This is a genomic window from Chryseobacterium sp. (assembly GCF_019236175.1).
Lineage (GTDB): Bacteria > Bacteroidota > Bacteroidia > Flavobacteriales > Weeksellaceae > Chryseobacterium.
The window spans coordinates 107,365-128,085 of sequence record NZ_JAFAJM010000006.1; the positions used below are offsets into that span (position 1 = coordinate 107,365).

The 20,721-nt window shown below is 36.0% G+C and carries 22 protein-coding genes and 1 riboswitch; of the genes, 9 read left to right on the forward strand and 13 right to left on the reverse strand.

The annotated features are described in order from the left end of the window. Positions 1 to 24: 24 nt before the first annotated feature. The 7 genes from thiS to JO178_RS06275 all read right to left on the reverse strand — a co-directional run bounded on the left by thiS (position 25) and on the right by JO178_RS06275 (position 4,859). Entirely contained in the window at positions 25 to 231 is a 207-nt protein-coding gene (gene thiS, locus JO178_RS06245) for a sulfur carrier protein ThiS (RefSeq protein ID WP_291933171.1), read from the reverse strand. Between the two features lie 57 nt (positions 232 to 288). Beyond that, a riboswitch (TPP riboswitch) is annotated at positions 289 to 386 on the reverse strand. Between the two features lie 128 nt (positions 387 to 514). Continuing rightward, a complete protein-coding gene (locus JO178_RS06250; RefSeq protein ID WP_291933172.1) occupies positions 515 to 1,192 on the reverse strand; it encodes an RluA family pseudouridine synthase in 678 nt (225 codons plus the stop codon). A 10-nt stretch (positions 1,193 to 1,202) separates the two neighbouring features. Further along, complete coding sequence (locus JO178_RS06255) at positions 1,203 to 1,520, reverse strand: hypothetical protein (protein WP_291933174.1); 318 nt, start codon at positions 1,518 to 1,520, stop codon at positions 1,203 to 1,205. A gap of 7 nt (positions 1,521 to 1,527) precedes the next feature. After that, complete coding sequence (gene panB / locus JO178_RS06260; protein WP_291933176.1) at positions 1,528 to 2,343, reverse strand: 3-methyl-2-oxobutanoate hydroxymethyltransferase; 816 nt, start codon at positions 2,341 to 2,343, stop codon at positions 1,528 to 1,530. Positions 2,344 to 2,522: 179 nt separating this feature from the next. Continuing rightward, positions 2,523 to 3,212 (reverse strand): DKNYY domain-containing protein, encoded by a 690-nt coding sequence (locus tag JO178_RS06265; protein WP_291933177.1) that lies wholly within the window; start codon positions 3,210 to 3,212, stop codon positions 2,523 to 2,525. Continuing rightward, positions 3,191 to 4,126, reverse strand: a complete 936-nt coding sequence (locus JO178_RS06270) for a hypothetical protein (RefSeq protein ID WP_291933180.1) — start codon at positions 4,124 to 4,126, stop codon at positions 3,191 to 3,193. The genes JO178_RS06265 and JO178_RS06270 overlap by 22 nt, the downstream gene beginning before the upstream one ends. Before the next feature lie 19 nt (positions 4,127 to 4,145). Beyond that, complete coding sequence (locus tag JO178_RS06275; protein ID WP_034692595.1) at positions 4,146 to 4,859, reverse strand: Crp/Fnr family transcriptional regulator; 714 nt, start codon at positions 4,857 to 4,859, stop codon at positions 4,146 to 4,148. 89 nt (positions 4,860 to 4,948) lie between these two features. Between JO178_RS06275 and JO178_RS06280 the strand changes: the two genes are divergently transcribed. The 9 genes from JO178_RS06280 (at position 4,949) to JO178_RS06320 (ending at position 14,526) form a co-directional block, all read left to right on the forward strand. Further along, on the forward strand, positions 4,949 to 7,327 hold the full coding sequence (locus tag JO178_RS06280) for a heavy metal translocating P-type ATPase metal-binding domain-containing protein (RefSeq protein ID WP_291933183.1): 2,379 nt from the start codon (positions 4,949 to 4,951) through the stop codon (positions 7,325 to 7,327). 109 nt (positions 7,328 to 7,436) lie between these two features. Then, positions 7,437 to 7,649 (forward strand): cbb3-type cytochrome oxidase assembly protein CcoS, encoded by a 213-nt coding sequence (ccoS, locus tag JO178_RS06285; RefSeq protein WP_291933185.1) that lies wholly within the window; start codon positions 7,437 to 7,439, stop codon positions 7,647 to 7,649. A gap of 21 nt (positions 7,650 to 7,670) precedes the next feature. Next, complete coding sequence (gene ccoN, locus JO178_RS06290; protein ID WP_291933187.1) at positions 7,671 to 9,932, forward strand: cytochrome-c oxidase, cbb3-type subunit I; 2,262 nt, start codon at positions 7,671 to 7,673, stop codon at positions 9,930 to 9,932. A gap of 17 nt (positions 9,933 to 9,949) precedes the next feature. Next, positions 9,950 to 10,150 carry a CcoQ/FixQ family Cbb3-type cytochrome c oxidase assembly chaperone gene (locus JO178_RS06295; RefSeq protein WP_291933188.1) on the forward strand — a complete coding sequence of 67 codons (201 nt, stop codon included), beginning with the start codon at positions 9,950 to 9,952 and terminating at the stop codon, positions 10,148 to 10,150. Between the two features lie 9 nt (positions 10,151 to 10,159). Then, on the forward strand, positions 10,160 to 11,041 hold the full coding sequence (locus tag JO178_RS06300) for a cbb3-type cytochrome c oxidase N-terminal domain-containing protein (RefSeq protein WP_291933191.1): 882 nt from the start codon (positions 10,160 to 10,162) through the stop codon (positions 11,039 to 11,041). Positions 11,042 to 11,136: 95 nt separating this feature from the next. Next, a complete protein-coding gene (gene ccoG / locus JO178_RS06305) occupies positions 11,137 to 12,591 on the forward strand; it encodes a cytochrome c oxidase accessory protein CcoG (protein WP_291933193.1) in 1,455 nt (484 codons plus the stop codon). A gap of 9 nt (positions 12,592 to 12,600) precedes the next feature. Beyond that, entirely contained in the window at positions 12,601 to 13,053 is a 453-nt protein-coding gene (locus JO178_RS06310) for a FixH family protein (RefSeq protein WP_291933195.1), read from the forward strand. Then, a complete protein-coding gene (locus JO178_RS06315; RefSeq protein WP_291933197.1) occupies positions 13,044 to 13,769 on the forward strand; it encodes a sulfite exporter TauE/SafE family protein in 726 nt (241 codons plus the stop codon). Before JO178_RS06310 ends, JO178_RS06315 begins: the two co-directional genes overlap by 10 nt. 19 nt (positions 13,770 to 13,788) lie before the next feature. Further along, positions 13,789 to 14,526, forward strand: coding sequence for a hypothetical protein (locus JO178_RS06320; protein ID WP_291933199.1), 738 nt, complete (start codon positions 13,789 to 13,791; stop codon positions 14,524 to 14,526). A gap of 52 nt (positions 14,527 to 14,578) precedes the next feature. Here the strand turns inward: JO178_RS06320 and serS are convergent, their stop codons facing one another. From serS to JO178_RS06350, 6 genes are all read right to left on the reverse strand, one after another. After that, entirely contained in the window at positions 14,579 to 15,847 is a 1,269-nt protein-coding gene (gene serS, locus JO178_RS06325; RefSeq protein WP_291933202.1) for a serine--tRNA ligase, read from the reverse strand. 65 nt (positions 15,848 to 15,912) lie between these two features. Further along, the gene (locus JO178_RS06330) at positions 15,913 to 16,416 is read right to left on the reverse strand and encodes a hypothetical protein (protein WP_291933203.1); all 504 of its coding nucleotides are present in this window, start codon (positions 16,414 to 16,416) and stop codon (positions 15,913 to 15,915) included. 85 nt (positions 16,417 to 16,501) lie between these two features. After that, positions 16,502 to 17,758 carry a polysaccharide biosynthesis C-terminal domain-containing protein gene (locus tag JO178_RS06335; protein ID WP_291933205.1) on the reverse strand — a complete coding sequence of 419 codons (1,257 nt, stop codon included), beginning with the start codon at positions 17,756 to 17,758 and terminating at the stop codon, positions 16,502 to 16,504. After that, positions 17,755 to 18,891: a glycosyltransferase gene (locus tag JO178_RS06340; RefSeq protein WP_291933207.1), complete on the reverse strand. Its 1,137-nt coding sequence runs from the start codon at positions 18,889 to 18,891 to the stop codon at positions 17,755 to 17,757. The genes JO178_RS06335 and JO178_RS06340 overlap by 4 nt, the downstream gene beginning before the upstream one ends. A gap of 92 nt (positions 18,892 to 18,983) precedes the next feature. Beyond that, positions 18,984 to 19,472 carry a hypothetical protein gene (locus tag JO178_RS06345; RefSeq protein ID WP_291933209.1) on the reverse strand — a complete coding sequence of 163 codons (489 nt, stop codon included), beginning with the start codon at positions 19,470 to 19,472 and terminating at the stop codon, positions 18,984 to 18,986. Between the two features lie 109 nt (positions 19,473 to 19,581). Continuing rightward, entirely contained in the window at positions 19,582 to 20,718 is a 1,137-nt protein-coding gene (locus JO178_RS06350) for a hypothetical protein (RefSeq protein ID WP_291933211.1), read from the reverse strand. Positions 20,719 to 20,721 lie beyond the last annotated feature (3 nt).

The window sequence follows — 20,721 nt, forward strand, 5'->3', positions numbered from 1 at the left end:
AAGTATTGGTATTAAATATGAGAATTATCCGCCCTGAGTAGCGGTGATGATTAAAACTGAATCCTTGTTGTTAAGGAGTGTTTCCGCCCAGGCTGACAGCGGAATAATGCGATTGTTGAGAGCTACGGCAATACCTTTCTTTTTTCCGGGTAATTCCATAGCCAGTAGTGCCTCCAGATTTTCAGGAAGTACATCAAATGTTTTTCGGGTGTGGTTAATTATAAGCTCCATTCCTAATAATTTAAATACACTTTAGGAATGGCTGTTATTGTACAATAGAATGTACAGCAAAAGTCATCTACTTTTCCCTACGCTGGTATAATCCAGATCAGGTTCAAAGGGTAAAGTCTCAGTCTGTTGTTTCACAGACACCCCTAAAGTATGGGCCGAAGTTAGGTATTTTTTCAGAACAGGCAAAATCAAATATTGGATTAAAACAAAAAACCACCTCATGATAGAGATGGTCTGTTTTATTTTTTTTGATATACTGTGTTGAAATAGTTAATGTTTTCGTCTATTCTTCGCATGCTCTCCATACCGCATCATTTTGTGGGACGGGAGCTGTAATTTCAATTTTTTCTTTGGTAACAGGATGAATGAACTCCAATTTTCTCGCATGAAGATTTATTCCGCCATCCGGATTGGAACGGGGTGCTCCGTATTTAAGATCTCCTTTGATCGGCACTCCTGTTTTTGATAGCTGGGCACGGATCTGATGATGTCTTCCGGTTTCAAGATCAATTTCAAGAAGCATATAATTCTCCAGCGTTTTAATAATGTGGTAGGTAAGAATGGCTTCTTTTGCTCCTTCGGTAGCTTTAGGAAAAACGATTGCTTTATTATTTTTTTCGTTCTTCTTCAGGTAATGAACCAGCCGCTGACTTTGAGGAATCATTTCTTTTCCTACTACTGCCCAGTAGGTTTTTTTGACCTCGCGGTTTTTCACCATCTGTGTAAGACGGGAAAGCGCCTTGGATGTTTTAGCATAGATTACGAGGCCTGATGTGGGACGATCTATACGATGAACCAGGCCAAGGAAAACATTCCCCGGCTTGTTATCTCTTATTTTAATAAAATTCTTAATGGATTCCAATAGAGATTCATCACCGGTTTTATCGCCCTGTACAAGCTGTCCGACTTTTTTGTTAATCACCAAAAGATGGTTATCTTCATATACAATCTGCTCCTTCATAGCTTTCAGCCTATCTGTTTCTATTGGACAGTGATAGTATAATTCCGGCCAGAAGCCCCAATGTCTTCACCCATGCAAGATTAGAACTTTCAGGTAAAAATGCACCTATTACACAAATTCCGGCCGCCGCATACATTCCGTATACAAAATTCTTATTCGTAAGCATAGGTGCCTGAATAAAGAAACTGGCCCCGATCAGAATATAAAAGACCTTTCTGGAAAGCAGATGATTAATTTCCGGTGTGAATAAATTAAACCAGCCCACCGCAAGGCAGATCAGTGCTGCAATAGATAAAATTCCCTGAAGAGATTGTTGTTGATTATTCATGTATTATTTAATAACTTTCATTTTCGTTAGGAAACTCTACGTTTTTCACATCTTGTACATACTGGGAAACAGCTCCTGTAATTTCAGTGTAGAGATCAAGGTATCTTCTCAGGAATTTTGGACTGAATCCTTTGTTCATTCCTACCATATCATGGTATACCAGAACCTGGCCGTCACAATCTGCTCCTGCACCGATTCCGATAGTAGGAATAGAAATGCTTTCTGTAACTTTTTTAGCCAAATCAGCAGGGATTTTTTCTAATACTACAGAGAAACATCCTAATTCTTCCAAAAGTTGTGCATCAGCAATCAGCTTTTCAGCTTCAGCTTCATCTTTTGCTCTTACTTTATAGGTCCCGAATTTATAGATTGACTGAGGTGTTAACCCCAAATGTCCCATTACCGGAATTCCTGCATTGATGATTTTCTTGATTGATTTTGAAATTTCTTTCCCTCCTTCAATTTTTACCGCATGAGCTCCTCCTTCCTTCATCATTCTTACCGCAGACTCTAATGCTTTTTCCGGATTACTCTGATAGGTCCCAAATGGTAAATCTGCCACAACCAAAGCCCTGTCAGTTCCTCTTACCACACTTTGAGCGTGATAGATCATCTGCTCTAAGGTAATGGGTAATGTAGTTTCAAAACCAGCCATTACATTTGCTGCAGAGTCTCCAATCAAAATAGCATCTACCCCGCCTGCGTCTACCATTTTTGCCGTGGTAAAATCGTAGGCTGTAAGCATTGTTATTTTTTCCTTGTCGAATTTCATTTTACGCAAGGTTTCAGTCGTAACTTTTTTAATTTCAGAGTGAACAGACATAATTTATCTTTTTACGTTTTATTGACTATGTTAGAAATATATATAGTATTCTCTTGAAGAATAATTTAAAAAATCAGGATTTGTGGTCTGCAAGATACGAACAATAAAGCAGTAAGCATGATATATAGAAACTATTTTCGTTATAATTACCGTCTAAATAGAATCAAAACTAAAAGAGGTCATTCAAGCAGAAAAGTTTTATATAGAGAATCTTTTTGTTTTCTTCCAATTGGTAAAAGTTTCAAATCTTCTATTGACATTTTAGATTCATTCCAATAGATTGATTTTTTATTTCTCCCTCTATAAAATACCTTATTTGTAATGGTATCTTTTAGCTGTATAACACTGAACCCCTTAGCATCAGTACTGTCTATTTTTGTACAAACTACACCTCCATAACTATAAACAGTTTTACTATCTTTAATATACCCTCCGGGAAGAATCTTAGATTCAGAAACATTTAAATCTAAAATTAAATAAGGATAATTGCTATTTCGTGAAGTAGCATTATAATAAATATTATTTTTATCCTTGTACAAAGTATTCTTTTCCATTTCAGTATAAGTAGGTACATCGATAATATTATCAACCAGTTGATACGAGCCGATTTTTGATGAATAAATAGAATCTTGTAATAAGAAACCTTTCTTTTCAAAATTTATTTTCTCATCATTTCCACCAACACCAATAATGTAATCAGAAACAATATTTAATTTATTTTCATAACGAATCAGATTTAATTTAATTTCTTTCAGGTCTTTAGTATTAGAAATTTGATTAAAATGTGAATCATAATATTTTTTCTGACTATCACATCCTAAAAATAAAAATACCAGAATAACTAATACTATTTCCTTTGTATTTTCCATATTCCAAATTTTGTTGATGCGGTTTTATCTCTTGTTAGGCTGGCTGCTCCAGACCAATTATTAGTATTCATTTCTAATAATTTATTATCTACCTCTAAGAGAGAAACATATTCCCCTCTATCTCTAAGTTGATCATAAATTTTGAATTTTACATCACAAGGATTCTGATTGTTAATAACAAGAGTAAGAACATGATATCCATTTAGAATTGTAAAGTAAAAAACATGATATCCTAATTTACCGTTAATAGAAGCTTTTAAATAATCAGAAACGGCATGCTTATTTTCTTCACTATATTCTTTAGGTTGATAATTTCCTCCGCCTTTAAAAACATATTGAGAAAATTTTTTTTCATTTGCCAAAAAACCTTTCTTCTTTATTTGCTCAACTCTTTTATATGCTGTGTATACATCAGCATTATTATTAGAGCTATTCGTGATAAAATCACTTGTATTATCTAATAGTTTACCTAATTGTTTATCAGCAGCTACAATACACGCAGTGTGATCAGCAATAGATATCTTATTTTCAGCAATTAACCTCTTCACATTCTCCTCTGAAAACACATCCTTGTAATCAACACAATGTATAGTAATACTGTTTAAGGTCTTATCTTCTACCTTTACCGTGATAACTGTTGTACCATTTTTCTTACCTGTGATTTTTGTCCTTAAGATCCATTCGTTTTCCGCCTTCCAACTGGATGTGGACAGAGATATATTTGAATTGCTAAAATCAAACTTTATACTGCGTTTTTCATCGTCATTTTTGCCCCCTACTTTAAATCTTACTTCACGGGTTTCATTGACACCTATATTGTATTCGGTAATTTTTGTGCATTCAAAATGTACGGAAGTTGGAGTTCCTTTTCTTTCTATCTTTTGATATTTTTCAAAGCTTACTCCAACTCCCATAGGGTGTGTATTTTATGATTTATAAAACTACGTGACCGAGTTTCATGAGTTTGTCGTGATTTAGAATTTTGATATTTCTTCCGTCTACCTCAATCAGGCTGTCCTGTTTAAATTCAGAGATCAGACGGATGGCACTTTCCGTAGCAGTACCGATAATATTGGCGATTTCTTCCCTTGTCAAAGAAATTTTGATAAACCCTTCAGGATCTACTCCCAGCTTCTGTTCCAAAAGCAATAATATTTCAGCAAGTCTTTCTCTCACTGTTTTCTGTGCAAGGAAGGTAATGGTATTGGAAGATTCTCCTAATTCGTAAGAAATTTTCTGAAGCATTACGAAAGATAATTGCGGATCCACCTCTAAAAGATACATAAAGATATCTGCAGGTAAGAAAACACATTCAATATCTGTCATTGCTTCTGCTTTTGCCTGGAAGTTTTCACCACAAAGCAAAGAACGATAGCCGATAATATCCCCTTCTTTGATAAATCTTAAAATCTGGTCTTTCCCGAATGCTCCTGATTTGGATAATTTGGCAGCTCCTTTTTCCAGAACAAATACTCCTTTAGGAGTTTCGCCATCCTCGAAAATGGTATCGTGTTTCTGAAAACTCAGTTTCTTTTTGCCATTAATGTATTTTTCAAAATCTGCGCTAGAAAGTCTTTCCTTAAATGATTTATCATTAAAAACTCTGGCGAACCTCTCTTCAATTGCTATCTGTTGTTCCTGCGGCATTTTATATGATATTTATCACAAAAATAGAACTTTTTAACACGATAAACAAAAAAAATTGTTATAATTTTGTAGTTCAATATTTTATGGTGGTGAGCGAGAACTGTTTTCATTGTGGTCAAGGGATAGAAAAAGAAAGAATTTTGTTTGATGAAAAGACTTTCTGCTGTAACGGCTGCAAGTCCGTATATGAAATTCTTAACATAAACAATTTAAGTAATTTCTACGAGCTTAATAAAGGAGCCGGAATTCGTCCGAGTGATGACAATTCTACTCAGTTTGATTATCTGGACACTCCTGAAATATTCGAAAAGATCACTGATTTCTCTGAAGGAAGCACCAGCCTTGTCACTTTCAAAATCCCTGTAATCCACTGTTCATCATGCATCTGGTTATTGGAAAGTTTACATACTTTAAATAAACACATCAAGTATTCTCAGGTTAATTTCACACGGAAGACCTTACAGATCTCATTCAACCATAACGACCTGAAATTAAGCGAACTTGCTAAATTTCTAACTAACCTTGGTTACAAACCTGTTATCAGCCTTGAAACTGCTGATAAAAACGAAGATCATCTCGACAAATCCTTATTAGTAAAATTTGCTATTGCCGCCTTTGCCTTCGGTAACGGAATGTTCCTTGCCTTTCCTGAATATATAGGAGGTGAAGATTATTGGATGGAACATTACAAAGGCTTATTCAGAACCTTAATATTCCTTCTGGCAACGCCTGTTGTTTTTTACTCAGCTTCAGACTATTATAAATCTGCGTGGTATGGTTTAAAAAATAAAATCGTCAACATTGATGTTCCGATTGTCTTAGGAATTTTTGTTCTATATGGGAGAAGTATTTATGAAGTTGTGACCGATTATGGTCCTGGGTATTTCGATACTCTTTGTGGACTTTTATTTTTCATGCTTCTCGGAAAAATTTTCCAAAAAAGAACATACAATGCACTTTCCTACGACAGAGATTATAAATCTTTCTATCCAATTGCTGTAACGAAAGTTGATTTTGAAGGAAAACAGGATAATATTTTACTTTCTGAAATAAAAGTGGGTGATAGAATTCTCGTTAGAAACCAGGAAATCATTCCGGTAGATGCCATTCTGATCAACGGAGAAGGAAACATCGACAACAGTTTTATCACAGGAGAAAGTGAAAGTATCAGCAAACAGCCCGGAGATAAGATCTTTGCCGGAGGTAAGCAGATAGGATCATCACTGGAGTTGGAAGTCATCAAAGACGTAGATCAAAGTTACCTTACCCAGCTATGGAACAAAGAGGCCTTTAAAAAGCATGAAACAGGACTGGACACGCTGACCAACAACATCAGTAAATACTTTACATTCATTATTTTAGGCATTGCTCTTGTTGCGGGAATTTATTGGGCATTCATTGATTTAGAGAAAATGTTCCAGGTGATTTCAGCGATTCTGATCATTGCGTGCCCTTGTGCGCTTGCCCTGTCGGCACCGTTCACTTTCGGTCACATTATGAGAATCTTAGGCCGAAACAAGTTCTATGTAAAAGATACTTTAACGATTGAAAAAATTGCCCGACTTGACACCATTGTTTTTGACAAGACAGGAACCATTACGCATAGAAAAAAATCCAACATTAAATATGACGGTACTGAAATCGGAGAATTTGATTCACTGAATATTAAAACATTATTAAAGAACTCGAACCACCCGCTTTCAAAATCATTATATGAATTCATAGATGTACATGATGATTACTTCCCTGTAGAAAATTTTGTTGAAATTTCAGGAAAAGGATATGAAGCCAATGTACGGGGAACGCTATATAAAATCGGGTCTGCCCGCTACAATAATCAGGAGCCGAAAAATCTTGAAACAGCGGTTTATATCAGTAAAAACGATCAGTTCCTAGGAAAGTTTATCTTTAAAAACGAATACCGTCCGAAACTCAAAGACCTCTTCCAAAAATTAACCAACTACAAGATATTCATCCTCAGCGGAGACAATTCCTCAGAAGAGAACCAGCTTAAAGAACTTATTCCAAATTATAAAGGAATGGCCTTTAACCAGAACCCTGAAGACAAACTCAATTATATTAAAACCCTTCAGGATCAGCACATGAAAGTTGCGATGCTTGGAGATGGCCTTAATGATGCCGGAGCTTTGAAACAAAGTAATGTAGGAATTGCAATTGCCGACGATACAAACAGTTTTACACCATCCTCCGATGTGATTATGAACGGTGATAAAGTAGTCACACTGGACGATTACCTGAACGTTTGCAAAGGCTCGATCACCATTGTGAAAATGACATTTATAATTAGTTTCCTGTACAATATTGTTGGTTTAAGTTACGCTGTTACAGGGCATATGCATCCGCTCTTCGCTGCAATCATCATGCCAATCAGTTCGATCACAGTAGTTACCTTTACTACAGTTTCAACCTGGATTTTAGGTCGGAAATATTTTAAAAAACGGGCTTAAAAGCCCTTATTTAGACTGATTTTAAATTAGCTGAAATCAGCATTTCGTGATGAATGTCATTATTTTTCACTAAATTTGAACCCCGAAAATAGGTTAATTTTGTTGTCCAATGGATATTCTATATTTAATGATCCTCTGCAGTGTTTCTTTAGCTGCGATTTTCTTGGTCGTATTTATAGTGTATGCCAAAAAAGGACAGTTTGAAGATGATGAATCTCCGGCTGTCAGAATCCTTTTCGACGACGAGAGAGTCCAAGAAGAAGATGAAACTGGCGACAAGAATAAAGACGAGAAAGAAATAGGAGAAAATAATAAAAATTGAGAAAAATAGTGAATAGTTGATATGGAAACACAAAAGTTTAGTTATGACAATAGTATTGTCCGTGCGTTCCTTTATGCGACCTTAGTTTTCGGTCTCATAGGATTTACGTTCGGGCTTACGGCGGCATTAATGCTTTTCTACCCTGAATTACCTGAATTCTTTTTCGGGACGGATGATACAACCATTAAAAGTCTAGCATCTGGTAATATTCAAGGTTTAATAAACACTCATGGTGCATTTGGATTTGGTAGAATCAGAATGTTGCACACCAATACCGTAATCTTTGCATTCGTTTGTAACATTGTTTACACGGGTATTTATTACTCATTACAAAGATTATTAAAAACGAGAATGTACAGTGATACATTGTCTTGGTTACATTTCTGGACTTGGCAGTTTATGATCGTTGCTACGTTCGTTACATTCTTTATGGGGATCAATACTTCTAAGGAATATGCTGAACACGAGTGGCCGATCGACATATTGATTGCATTCTCATGGATCATTTTCGGGATCAATATGTTCCTGACTATTTCAAAGAGAAGAGTGAGACACCTTTATGTAGCGATTTGGTTCTACATAGGTACTTGGATTGCTGTAGCAATGCTTCACATCTTCAACAACCTTGAAGTACCTTTATCTTTCACTGGCTGGAAATCTTATTCAGCATATGCGGGAGTAAAAGATGCTATTGTACAGTGGTGGTACGGACACAATGCGGTTGCATTCGTATTGACAACACCGGTTTTAGGTTTAATGTATTACTTCCTTCCGAAGGCTGCAGACAGACCGGTATTCTCTTATAAATTGTCTATTATTCACTTCTGGTCATTAATTTTCGTATATATCTGGGCTGGTCCTCACCACCTTCAGTATACCGCTCTTCCGGCATGGGCTCAGGCAGTAGGAACTGGTTTCTCTATTATGCTTATCGCACCGTCTTGGGGAGGAATGTTAAATGGTCTTCTTACCTTGAGAGGAGCCTGGGATAAAGTAAGGGAAAATCCTATCCTTAAGTTCTTCGTTGTAGCTGTTACCTGCTATGGTATGGCAACATTTGAAGGTCCGCTTTTAGCAACAAAAAACATCAATAAAATTGGTCACTTTACGGACTGGGTTATCGGTCACGTACACTTAGGAGCTCTTGGATGGAATGGTTTCATGGCATTCGGGGTTATCTATTACTTGGTACCCATCATGTGGAGAACAAAAATCTGGTCTGTAAAATTAGCTAACTGGCATTTCTGGTTAGGTACATTAGGAATTATTTTCTATGCAGTACCAATGTATATTTCAGGATTTACACAAGGATTAATGTGGAAACAATTCAACCCGGACGGAACCTTATTATGGAAAAACTGGTTGGATACTGTAACGGCAATTATTCCTTATTTCAAAATGAGATTCGTAGGAGGTTTATTCTATATCTCAGGATCTATCCTAATGATCATTAACGTTATTGCTACGGTAAGAAAAGGATCATTCCAGAAAGAAGTTCCTGCTGAAGCACCTGCATTGGCCAACATCAGTAAGAACAGAAAAGAGGGAGAAGGTACTCACCTTTGGCTTGAAAGAACTCCGGTATTACTAGGTATTTTATCTTTCATTACAATATCTATCGGTAGTTCAATTGAAATTATCCCTACCCTTTCTCTTAAGAAGAGTGTCCCTACGATTTCTGCGGTAAAACCATATTCACCGCTTGAATTAGAAGGTAGAGATATCTATATCCGTGAAGGATGTAACGCTTGTCACTCTCAGATGATCAGACCGTTCAGAGATGAGATTACAAGATTCAACGGTAAAAACGGACAATACTCTAAAGCTGGAGAATTTGTATACGACAGACCGTTCTTATGGGGTTCTAAGAGAACTGGACCGGATTTGCACAGAGAAGGAGGGAAAAACCCAAGTTCTTGGCACTATAAGCATATGTACAACCCAAGATCTACTTCTGCAGGTTCTATTATGCCACGTTACCCTTGGTTAATTGCTACTAACTTAGACCGATCTAAAATGGTAGACAAAATGAAGCTGATGAAGAATGTATTTGATGTACCTTACACAAAGGCTCAGATAGATTCTGCTGACAATTGGGCAAATAACCAATCGGCTAAAATTGTAAAAGATATCTTCTCTGAAGCAAATGACCTGAAAGTGGCATATGCTAAGAGACCTCAGGGAGAATTAGAGAAAAAAGAAATCGTAGCTCTTATTTCTTATCTTCAGAGACTGGGAACTGATATCAAAACAACTGAAATCAAAACAGCAAGTAATAACTAAAACATTAAAAGGTTCATATGATTCCTCAGAACTTTAAAGATATATTATCCAATACAGAAAACGCTGGTCTCTACCAGACGCTGGCTCTGATTTTCTTTATGCTGTTCTTCGTAGCTTTAGTAATTTATGTTTTTAGCAGGCCTAAAAAATATTACAAAGAAGAAGAAGAGGCTCCACTTGGGGATGAAGAAGATGACGATTTTAATTTAAAAAATTAAACTATTTTTATGAAACAAAGAACACCTGTTATCGTAAACATCTTAATAATAATCGGGCTTTTAATCGTTTTTTATTATTTGTTTGTACAGAGCTACGCGTTCCTAGCTTCGCCTTACTTCTGGGGAACTGTTGTGATCGCTGGTATCTTAGCATATATCCACAGTTCTATTGGAGATCTTATTGAAAACAACAAGTTTAAAAAATTATCTCCGGAAGAAAAAGCAGCCTATTTAGCTGAAAAGAAAGTTCCTTTCTTAAGAAGAATGTATGATGCAGCATTCAAAAAGCAATCTGAAACGGAAGAAAAAGATATCCTTATCGACCATGGTTTTGATGGAATCATGGAGCTGGATAACCAGTTACCAAAATGGTGGGTAGGTTTATTTTATTTTGGGACTGCTTTTTGTATTGTTTATATTGCCGCCTTCTCTTTCACAGATTTCGCACATCCGTTGAGCGAATATGAGAAAGAATATAAAGAACAATTGGCAAGCATTGCAGAATATCAGAAAAATCAACCTCCTGTAACCATTGAAACAGCAAAGTACTCTGCTGATAATATTGCAGAAGGTAAAGAATTATTCAAAACAAACTGTGCATCTTGTCACAAAGAAGACGGTAGTGGAGGTATCGGACCTAACCTTACTGATAATTACTGGATCAACCAGCCAGAGAAGACGTTATTCAAAAACGTATTCCATATGGACTGGAATGGTTCTCCTACTAACCCTGCGATGAGACCATTCGGTAAAAACGGCGAGGTTTCAGGAGCAGAAATTGAGAAGATTGCAGCCTATGTATATCATATCAACCAGGAACAGCCACCAGTGACTCCGGCTCAGGGAGGAGCAGCTCCTCAGGGAACTGAAGCACATTGGGAAAAAGAATAATTTAGAAAATTAGAAACATATGAAAAAAACATAATTTGTTATTACCTTAAAAATAGTAACGAATTATGTTTTTTCTTTTTTAAACACATTACAATATGTCAGACATAGAAGAAATAGAAGTACGCGGCGGACAGGGACAGGTTCTGGACCCTGAGACTTACAGAGATTCTATAGGGACAATGGAGCAATCCGGAAAAAGAAGATGGGTATTCCCAAGAAAACCTAAAGGAAAATACACCAACTATAGAAATCTGGTAAGTTATCTTTTATTAATTATTTATTTTACACTCCCGTTCATCAAAATCAATGGTAACCCACTATTGCTTTTTAATGTTATAGACAGAGAGTTTTTTATTTTTGGGCAGCCATTTTATCCACAGGACTTTTTTATTCTGACTCTGGGAGCGATTGCCTCTTTAATATTTATTATCGTTTTTACGATTGCATTCGGAAGAATTTTCTGCGGGTGGATTTGCCCTCAGACAATTTTTATGGAATCGATTTTCCGTAAAATCGAATATCTTATTGAAGGAGACCGTAACAAGCAGATGAAACTGGACAGACAGGAATGGAATACTGAGAAGATCTGGAAAAGAAGCTTAAAATGGTCTGTTTATATTGTTATTTCACTGATCATTACTCACTTCATGTTTATGTATGTAGTGGGATATGAAGAAGTGTTTAAAATTGTATCTGAAGGACCGTTTGCCCATCCTACTAATTTCATTGTAATGATTCTCCTTACCGCGGCATTTTACTTTGTATTTGCATGGTTCAGAGAGCAGGTGTGTACGCTGGTTTGCCCCTACGGAAGACTTCAGGGAGTATTAATTGATAAAGATACCATTAATGTTTTCTATGATTTTAAAAGAGGAGAAAACAGATCGAAATGGAGAAAAGGGGAAGACCGGAAAGCAGCTGGTAAAGGTGACTGTATCGACTGTCATCAGTGTGTGGTGGTATGCCCTACGGGAATCGACATTAGAGACGGCCAGCAACTGGAATGTGTAAACTGTACCGCATGTATTGATGCCTGTGATGAAGTAATGGAAAAGGTAGGATTACCTAAGGGACTGGTAAGATATGCTTCCGAAAACGAAATTGAACAGCAGACTAAGTTCAAATTTACGGGAAGAATGAAAGGATTCAGTATCTTTTTATTACTTCTTGTAGGTTTCTTAGGATATCTTCTATACAGCCGTGGTGAAATGGAAGCTAAATTCATTAAACCTGCCGGAAGTACATTCTTTGTAAGAGACGGTAAAATTACCAATACCTACAACTATACTTTCTTAAATAAAACAAACGAGAAAAAAATAGTTACCATTAAAGTAATGGAACCGGCACACGGTGAAATTATTTACAGTGCATCAAGCAAAATCCAGGTAGACAGAGATAAAATTTCTAAGGGAACTATTAATATCAGTTTCCCTGAAGATGAAATGAAACTTTCCAAACAAAATATTACGATTGGTGTTTATGATATGAAGGGTAAGCTGATTGATTCTTACCAGACCTATTTTGAAGGACCATTCAAACTACAATTTTAATTTAATACGATGAAGAACTTTAGTTGGGGACACGGTGTTGTAATTGCATTATTGGCATTCATAATTTTTATACTCTCTATGATGTTTCTTTTCCCGAACGGGCAGAAAAACTCTGAAATGGTTACAGATAATTATTACGAAGAGGAATTGAAGTATCAGGATGTGATTGACGCCAAAAAAAGAGCTGATGACTTGCAGGAAAAGCCTGTATACAGCCAGGATACCAATGGAATTAAAATCACTTTTCCTAAAGAATACGATAATTCTAATACTACGGTAAAATTTGTTTTGAACAGAACCGACGACCAGAATTTAGATATCAAGAAATCTGTACAGCTTGACGCCGGCAAATCTTTTATTATCCCTGCACAGGTATTGAAAGCAGGAAATTATACTTTAAGACTGAACTGGACGAAAGACAAAACAGACTACAGAATGGATTATGATGTGATATGGAAATAGGACTTGTCATATCGGCTATTGCTTTAGGCTTTGCTTCCGGTTTTCACTGTATCGGAATGTGTGGCCCTATTGCATTGTCAATGGGATTAACAAAAAAACAGGCTGCCAACTTTTATCTTCAGAACCTTACGTATCAGTTCGGAAGAATTTTCACCTATTCTCTTTTAGGTGCGCTTCTGGGAATTATCGGGCAGGGTTTTGAAATGGCAGGCTTTCAGAAATACCTGACAATCACTGCCGGAGTACTTCTGATTGTAATGGCTGTATTTTCTTTTGGAGGAAAAGATTTTGCCTCTAAGATTCCTTTCCTTTCCAAATTTCTGTACACCGTTAAAGTGAATTTAGGGAGACTTCTTCAGAAAGCAGATTACCGCTCCAGGTTTACAACCGGCATCCTTAATGGTTTTCTTCCCTGCGGAATGGTGTATATGGCTCTTACCGCCAGTCTGGCAGGCGGAGGAATATGGCAGGGAGCGTTTTATATGGCCTTATTTGGTTTGGGAACCCTTCCGTTCATGTTTGCTGTTGTTTTAGCCGGAAATCTCATGAATCAGGCTTTCAGAATAAAAATTTTAAAAGCCGTTCCCCTTATTATGATTATCCTTGGCGGATTATTCATTCTGAGAGGCCTGGAACTCGGAATTCCTTATGTGTCACCAAAAGCAGAAGCGATGACTATAACCCGAGACCATAACGGCGCCGTAAATTGTCATTAAATATCTTTTTAAATAAACCGTGAAAAAAAAGCTTATCTTATTTTTTATAAGCCTCCTTGTGATGCAGTCCTGTGTAATGAATTCCGAAATTGTTTATCACCGCGACGCCGCATCAACCTCTGTGATTGATTTTGATACCAGAGAATTTATGGCAGAAATGAAAGCAATGACTCCTGATTCATTACAGCAGAATGAATTTAAAGACTTTGATAAGCTTCCCACATCCTGGATAAGCCTCTACGATCTGGAAAAGCAGGAAGGAAAACTAAGTACCCACAATCAGGATTCCATTAAAATCATGAAGAAGATTTTCATGAAAAATAAAAAAGAAAATAATGAGTCTGTAGGTTTTACATTTAAAATGGAACATTTCACCCGTGATGATTACCAGATAATGAAAAGCTTCAATAAAGAAGAAAAACTTCCTGCAGATCAAAATATCTTTAATGAATGGGACGGTAAAACACTGGTAATCAATTCCGAAAGCTTTAATCTTAAAAATATTGAAGAAGCTCTTCGCAGCAAAAGTCCGAAAGAAGAAGCAGACAGGATTCCCGGAATGATGGGTATGTTTTTCAGAAAAATATCAACCACTTTAAGATTTGAAAATAAAATAAAATCGGTAACAGGCCAACATGACTGGTTGAAACAAACAGATGATTACTCCGTAAAAATAGACTACGATCTGAAAGCGATGTACAATAAAAAAACAAAATTAAAGCATGCTGACGAAAAGATCATTATTGTAACAGAATAATAAATAACCCCATCGAAAAATCGATGGGGCTTTATGTTGCGCTAAACTGAGATTAATTAATTACATCAAATCTCGCATATTCAGCAATCTTCTTAGGAAGTTTAATTCCTTCTTCTGTCTGATTATTTTCAAGCAATGCTGCCATAATTCTTGGCAAAGCCATTGCTGATCCGTTTAAGGTATGTACAAGCTGAGATTTACCGTCGGCTTTGAAACGACATTTCAGTCTGTTGGCCTGGAAAGTTTCAAAGTTAGAAACAGAGCTTACTTCCAGCCACATTTCCTGGGCTGCACTCCAAACTTCAAAATCGTATGTCATGGCAGATGCAAACCCTGTATCGCCGCCACAAAGTCTTAATACTCTGAAAGGCAATTCAAGATCGGTAAGGATTTCTTTGATATGTTCTACCATTTCTTCCAGAACAGCATAAGAATTTTCCGGTTTTTCAATTCTTACGATCTCTACTTTTTCAAACTGGTGAAGACGGTTCAGCCCTCTTACATGCGCTCCGTAGCTTCCTGCTTCTCTCCTGTAGCACTGAGAGAATGCGGTATTCTTGATCGGAAGATCTTTTTCATCAAGTAAGACATCACGGTAAAGATTCGTTACAGGAACTTCCGCAGTAGGGATCAGATATAATTTATCTTCGTTGATATAATACATCTGACCTTCTTTATCAGGCAGCTGCCCTGTTCCGAAACCGGAAGCTTCATTCACAACATGAGGCGGATTTACTTCTGTATATCCTTTCTCTACGTTTTTATCTAAGAAATACTGAACTAAAGCTCTTTGTAACCTTGCTCCTTTTCCTAAATACACAGGAAAACCTGCTCCGGCGATCTTCACGCCCAATTCAAAATCAATAAGATTGTATTTTTTAGCCAGCTCCCAGTGAGGAATAGCTCCTTCCCCAAGACCTTCTACCGTGTGAGACTGGAAAATAATTTCGTTATCATCAGCAGAAGCTCCGCTCTTTACCAATTCGTTCGGAATGTTTGGTAATTGATACAAAATATCAAGTAAAGCCGTTTCTTTTACTTCCAACTGGGTTTTCAATTCTGAACTCGACTCTTTGTACTGTGCTGTTTTAGATTTTGCCGATTCCGCTTCTTCTTTTTTTCCTTCTTTCATTAAAAGTCCGATTTCTTTGGAGATTTTATTGATTTCGGAAAGCTGGGAATCTAATTCAAACTGGATTTTTTTTCTTTCTTCGTCAGCAGCGATAGCTTCGTCCACCAACTCAAGATTCTTGAATTGTCTCTTCTTAAGACCTTCTAAAACGCGTTCTTTGTTGTCGCGCAAAAAATTGACTTGTAACATTTTATTTAGATGTTAAATATTAGATGTTTAGCTCAATACGAGCTAACAATTTTACAAATTTAAAACTATTTTGTGATAGTAACCCTATTTATCGAAGTTGGTGCTTCAGCTTCTTTTGAATATTCCAAAACATCATTGTAATACACCTTTGAGACCTGAAATAATGTCGGGCTCATGCGGTATACGATTCTTAACCGGTCAAAGATGGTATCCGCAACATTATTAGTGACTGTTCTCAGCCCAAGAGTCATTACAGAATAATAGGCTGTCCCTGAGGAATCGAGCTTTTTTCTCTTTGCACCGGCAATATACTCCATATAAAATGTGGAATCCGGAGCCATTTTCAACGGAATACTCACCGGGGAATTTTCTCTGTCTCCCAAACTATCATTAATAAAATAATTGGTATAAGATCCTGTTTTCTGACTATTCAATAAATCCTGTCCTGAACTGTTTTTCATATAGATATTCAGTATCTGATCAATTCTCTGCAAAGAATCATCATCACTTCTATTACAACTTAGAAATGCAAAAACAATAATCAGTGCTCCAAAAACAATGTTTCTCATGTACAGCAAAGATAGAATTTATTTTAATTCTCTAAAGCATTTAAAGGAACGGATATTCATTCAAATATAAAAATAATGCGCTGATTTATTTTTTTAAAAGTTTATTCATTAGCAGACTAAACTCATTTTTGGAGATCATATAATCCCGAAGATGAAAGGCTGTCAGCTGATAAAATCTCCAGAACAAGATTCCTGAAGAAAGGCAATACGATATTGAAGTAATGAGACAGGCGCCTGTAATTCCCCAACGTGGAATAATATAAAAAGAAGAAATAAGGGTAAAAATCAATCCAATAATAGATTTTACATTTAAAATTTTCAGTTTATTGATCCCGGCAAAATAATATCCGATAATATTACTGACTGCAATAGCCAGGATTCCGGGTGATAAAAATAAAATAATCTGTTTTGTCTGATGAAAATCTTTCCCGAAAATCAAGGTATATAATGATGCGGGAACCAGTAAAATCCCGGCAATAAAGACTAATGTAATCCAGAAGCTCATCTTTAGTGAAATCTTAGTTTTTTCAATAACAATATCAGATTCTTTATTATTAACCACATCGGAATATAGTATGATTGACAAACTTCGGCTTACCGTCCATATCGCTTCAGAAAAAGCAACTCCTATTGAAAATATTCCGACGCTTACTATGCCTTTAAAATATTCAAGAAAATAAAACGACATTCTGTTATTCAAAAACTGCAGAAAAGCACTTAGCTGTGTTTTCCACCCATATTCAAATAAGCTGTACTGAACCTTCAGGGAAAATGAAATCTCTGAAAAGCGGCAATTTCTCAGCAACTGAAAGGCACTTATTATAAACAGAATGGTGAAACATCCTATCTGAGCAATAAAATAAGCCTCCACAGAAGTCATTTTAATCACATAAATAATAACGGCAAGGAATACGATATGGACTGCCTGCTGTAAAATCGTATACAGATTAAACATTTTGATTTTCTGCTGTCCGACAAATAAATTGACATGGGCTGCCAAAAGAGATGATACTATAGATAAGGCCATTAAATAACCCGAGTATTCTGAATTGTGACGGGTAAGACCAAAGATAACAGGAACCGAAATCCCTACTAGTAACGACCAGAGATAGGCATATCCCAGGATTTGTTCTGTTTTATATTTAGGAGCAAAATAGGTTACACTGCTCCCCACAAAGATATTACTGAAAAAAGAAATAATCGTTAAATCTGCAATTACAATTGAAATGACTCCTTTTCCTTCACTTCCCCACATATTGGTGGAATAAATAACGAGTCCGAAGTTTAATATCAATATTAAAAAACGGGAAATAAAAGTTTTAAAAAAAGTATTTTGCTTCATTTTTTTAAGGCTTGTCCAACGAAATCTATGAATGATTTCCTGATGCTCTTCCAGTTATATTTCTTTTCGTATTCTTCCCGTGCATGATGGGCATGAGCATCATATAATTCAGGAGTTTCTACATATCTCAGAATGATGTCTGCAATATTTTCCGCATCTTCAGGATTGACTAAAAATCCAAATTTTGCAACATCCACATACTTTCTTGTCGCTTTAAGATTTGTATAAATAACAGGCTTCCCCGAAGCGGCGTAGTAAAATATTTTAATAGGAAGACAATGATCATTTTCAAAATTAAGATCCCTAAGATCAAAACAGAGGTCTGCTTCTGCATACGACCGGGTAAATGTTTCAAAAGATGCTGTTTTACCTATTTTTATATTCTTCCAGGCAAACTTATTCAGCAACCCCGAAAAGTAGAGCTCATCCTGCTTACTTCTGGTACCGCCTACAAGAAGGATCTCGATGTCTAAATCCGGTTTTCTTTTACGTACTTCATCAATGGCATTAAAAAAATTTTCAATTCCTTTTTCTTTAGACATTTGACCTGTATAGCACAAGGTTATTTTACCCGGAGTCAGCCGTTTAATATGAGGATACATATACCGGTCATCCGGAAAATAAGGTAATATGAGGTTCTTTTTAAAAGGGAAGAAATACACCAGAGGAAATTTCTTTGTAGACTCCCCAAAAATAAAATGGGTACTTATAAATCCTGCATATAACTGAATCAGGAAAAATTTAACTGCATGAAGAAATTTTAGAAGCCACGAGGAATAAATACTCACCATTCTCATGGAAGGATACCATTCTGTGATATCATAAATACATTTGATACGGTATTTCCTGACAAAATCTTTTGAGCTTATTACCGCTAATGGTTCGGAACAAATAATAATATCCGGCTGAAAAGAATGACACACCTCTTGAAATACTTTTCTTTTCTCTGCTATGCCTGCCGTTAAAATAGAATAAGCTTCAATTTCAATACCGTCAATAACACCTTTATAATCAGCATATAAACTACATATTTTAACCTCGTACCCTTCATCTCTGAGCGCTATGGCCTGGTGATAAAAAATCCGGTCATCGTTATAACTGTGTGAAGTTGTTAAAAAAAGTACTTTCGGCATTAGCTTTTACTCAATCTGTGCAAAGATACATTAAAACAAAAAAGTGGAACTGAATTCCACTTTATGATTATTTACGGTATTATTCAAAATACTTATTTGATAGATGCTGCCCAGCTTTTTTCTAATGGCAGAAGAAAGTGGCTCAAAAAATCCAGGTATGTATTTTTGGAAAAATCAAAAACCTGAATATCAGATGAAAGTTCTCCGTTTCTCAGCTGAGATTTAAAGTCCTGAAGTTTCAGTGTTTTGACTTCACCGTTTTCTACAAAACTTGCCTTCATTCTGTCGAAAAGTCCCAGCTGATACTCTTCATCAATTTCTCTCATTATTTTCCCTAAAGCATCAATACTACATCCTGAAGCACTTTCTTTCTCTTCATCTACACAGATGATGATAAATTGATTTTTTTCAATTTTAAAAGAAGAAGAAAGTGGCTTTCCGTGAGCAGCCCATGTTGCAAGGAAATCAAACAGTTTTTCTGTAATTAATTTCGCTTCTTTTGTCTCAAAAGGCCTTGAAGCCGGATATATAATAACTCTGTAGTCGTTGGTTTCTACAATATTAGATTCTTCAATTTTCATATCTAAAACATTTATTTTCTAAGGCTATACCCCTCCGTCTCCCATTTCTGTTTAAGGTCAGAAAAAGATTTACCGGAATTCTATATCCTGTTCATTTAAAGTATCAAAATTAAGAAATATTCTTGAGTTTAAAGCCATTATATTTTGGGCTAAAAGTATAAAGCACCATTATAAAAAGAGGAAAAACCAGCGGGAAGAAAAATCTTAATGCTCCGGATTGCGGAAAGAATACGAATTTAATGTAAACATTCAGCAGAAAAAAGACAGAAATCATTCTGACCCAGGCATCTTTTGATCTCCAGAAAATGAATATTGTCATTAATACAACAGACAAGGTCACTTTCTTAAAGTAAATAATCTTCACATACAGAATTGGAAGATAGTCATGAAGAGTTACTTCAACAGGTTTTGCCGAAATAATGGGCCTTCTTTCTATAAATGAATCATAAAAAAGATCTTTCCAGCCCGGATAATGGTAGAATTTGATGATAAACAGATACAGAAGTAAAATAGCGATTCCCTGTGGAATAAGGAAAACATCTGTTTTCTTTTCTTTATAATACCTGAAGATAAAAATGGCAGCGAGATAGGTCAAAGTGAAAGTAACGTAATCCGGACGTATGAAAGTAATACTTAAAAGGATAAGAAACATAACCCACGAAGTCCATTGCCTGAAAAGCCCTATTATAAAAATGAGAAGAAACGGAAAAATAAACATATCCGGTGCCGGAACCCTTGCCATATAGGTCATGGGAGGAAAAAGCATCACTGCGATTGTCACTAATGCCGTAAGCACATATTTTTCAGGAAAAAGGATTTTAAAGATATAAAACAAAAGCAGCCCAGAAAAAAAGTAGGAAATAAGACTCACCAGTAAAACAGACATTGGAGATGAAAAACCCAATTTGTAAAAAAAGGTAATCATATAAATATACCCTACTTTTATTTGAAAATAGGGTAATTGTTCTGTAAAAGCCTGGGTATTTTTTTCGAAATACTGCCTTGATAAGTTAAAAGGAGCTTCCCCTGTAAGATACTTATAATCTTCAGCTGAAGCTTCTTTTTGTATAGATGTAAAAGTAAGCTGACGAACTTTATCCGGGGAATCAGGGAATTCTGAGGTATATAGACATCCTATATATCCCGGCATATCCCAATCATATACTCTATTGCTATAATTCCAGAAACTAAGGAATGTCAATATAGATATTACCACCAAAAAGGATAATCTCCATTGCATCTTCATAGG

Coding starts and splice junctions, on each gene's coding strand:
- thiS (WP_291933171.1), bottom strand. CDS start 231: ATGGAGCTTATAATTAACCACACCCGAAAAACATTTGATGTACTTCCT.
- JO178_RS06250 (WP_291933172.1), bottom strand. CDS start 1,192: ATGAAGGAGCAGATTGTATATGAAGATAACCATCTTTTGGTGATTAAC.
- JO178_RS06255 (WP_291933174.1), bottom strand. CDS start 1,520: ATGAATAATCAACAACAATCTCTTCAGGGAATTTTATCTATTGCAGCA.
- panB (WP_291933176.1), bottom strand. CDS start 2,343: ATGTCTGTTCACTCTGAAATTAAAAAAGTTACGACTGAAACCTTGCGT.
- JO178_RS06265 (WP_291933177.1), bottom strand. CDS start 3,212: ATGGAAAATACAAAGGAAATAGTATTAGTTATTCTGGTATTTTTATTT.
- JO178_RS06270 (WP_291933180.1), bottom strand. CDS start 4,126: ATGGGAGTTGGAGTAAGCTTTGAAAAATATCAAAAGATAGAAAGAAAA.
- JO178_RS06275 (WP_034692595.1), bottom strand. CDS start 4,859: ATGCCGCAGGAACAACAGATAGCAATTGAAGAGAGGTTCGCCAGAGTT.
- ccoS (WP_291933185.1), top strand. CDS start 7,437: ATGGATATTCTATATTTAATGATCCTCTGCAGTGTTTCTTTAGCTGCG.
- ccoN (WP_291933187.1), top strand. CDS start 7,671: ATGGAAACACAAAAGTTTAGTTATGACAATAGTATTGTCCGTGCGTTC.
- JO178_RS06295 (WP_291933188.1), top strand. CDS start 9,950: ATGATTCCTCAGAACTTTAAAGATATATTATCCAATACAGAAAACGCT.
- JO178_RS06300 (WP_291933191.1), top strand. CDS start 10,160: ATGAAACAAAGAACACCTGTTATCGTAAACATCTTAATAATAATCGGG.
- ccoG (WP_291933193.1), top strand. CDS start 11,137: ATGTCAGACATAGAAGAAATAGAAGTACGCGGCGGACAGGGACAGGTT.
- JO178_RS06310 (WP_291933195.1), top strand. CDS start 12,601: ATGAAGAACTTTAGTTGGGGACACGGTGTTGTAATTGCATTATTGGCA.
- JO178_RS06315 (WP_291933197.1), top strand. CDS start 13,044: ATGGAAATAGGACTTGTCATATCGGCTATTGCTTTAGGCTTTGCTTCC.
- serS (WP_291933202.1), bottom strand. CDS start 15,847: ATGTTACAAGTCAATTTTTTGCGCGACAACAAAGAACGCGTTTTAGAA.
- JO178_RS06330 (WP_291933203.1), bottom strand. CDS start 16,416: ATGAGAAACATTGTTTTTGGAGCACTGATTATTGTTTTTGCATTTCTA.
- JO178_RS06335 (WP_291933205.1), bottom strand. CDS start 17,758: ATGAAGCAAAATACTTTTTTTAAAACTTTTATTTCCCGTTTTTTAATA.
- JO178_RS06340 (WP_291933207.1), bottom strand. CDS start 18,891: ATGCCGAAAGTACTTTTTTTAACAACTTCACACAGTTATAACGATGAC.
- JO178_RS06345 (WP_291933209.1), bottom strand. CDS start 19,472: ATGAAAATTGAAGAATCTAATATTGTAGAAACCAACGACTACAGAGTT.
- JO178_RS06350 (WP_291933211.1), bottom strand. CDS start 20,718: ATGAAGATGCAATGGAGATTATCCTTTTTGGTGGTAATATCTATATTG.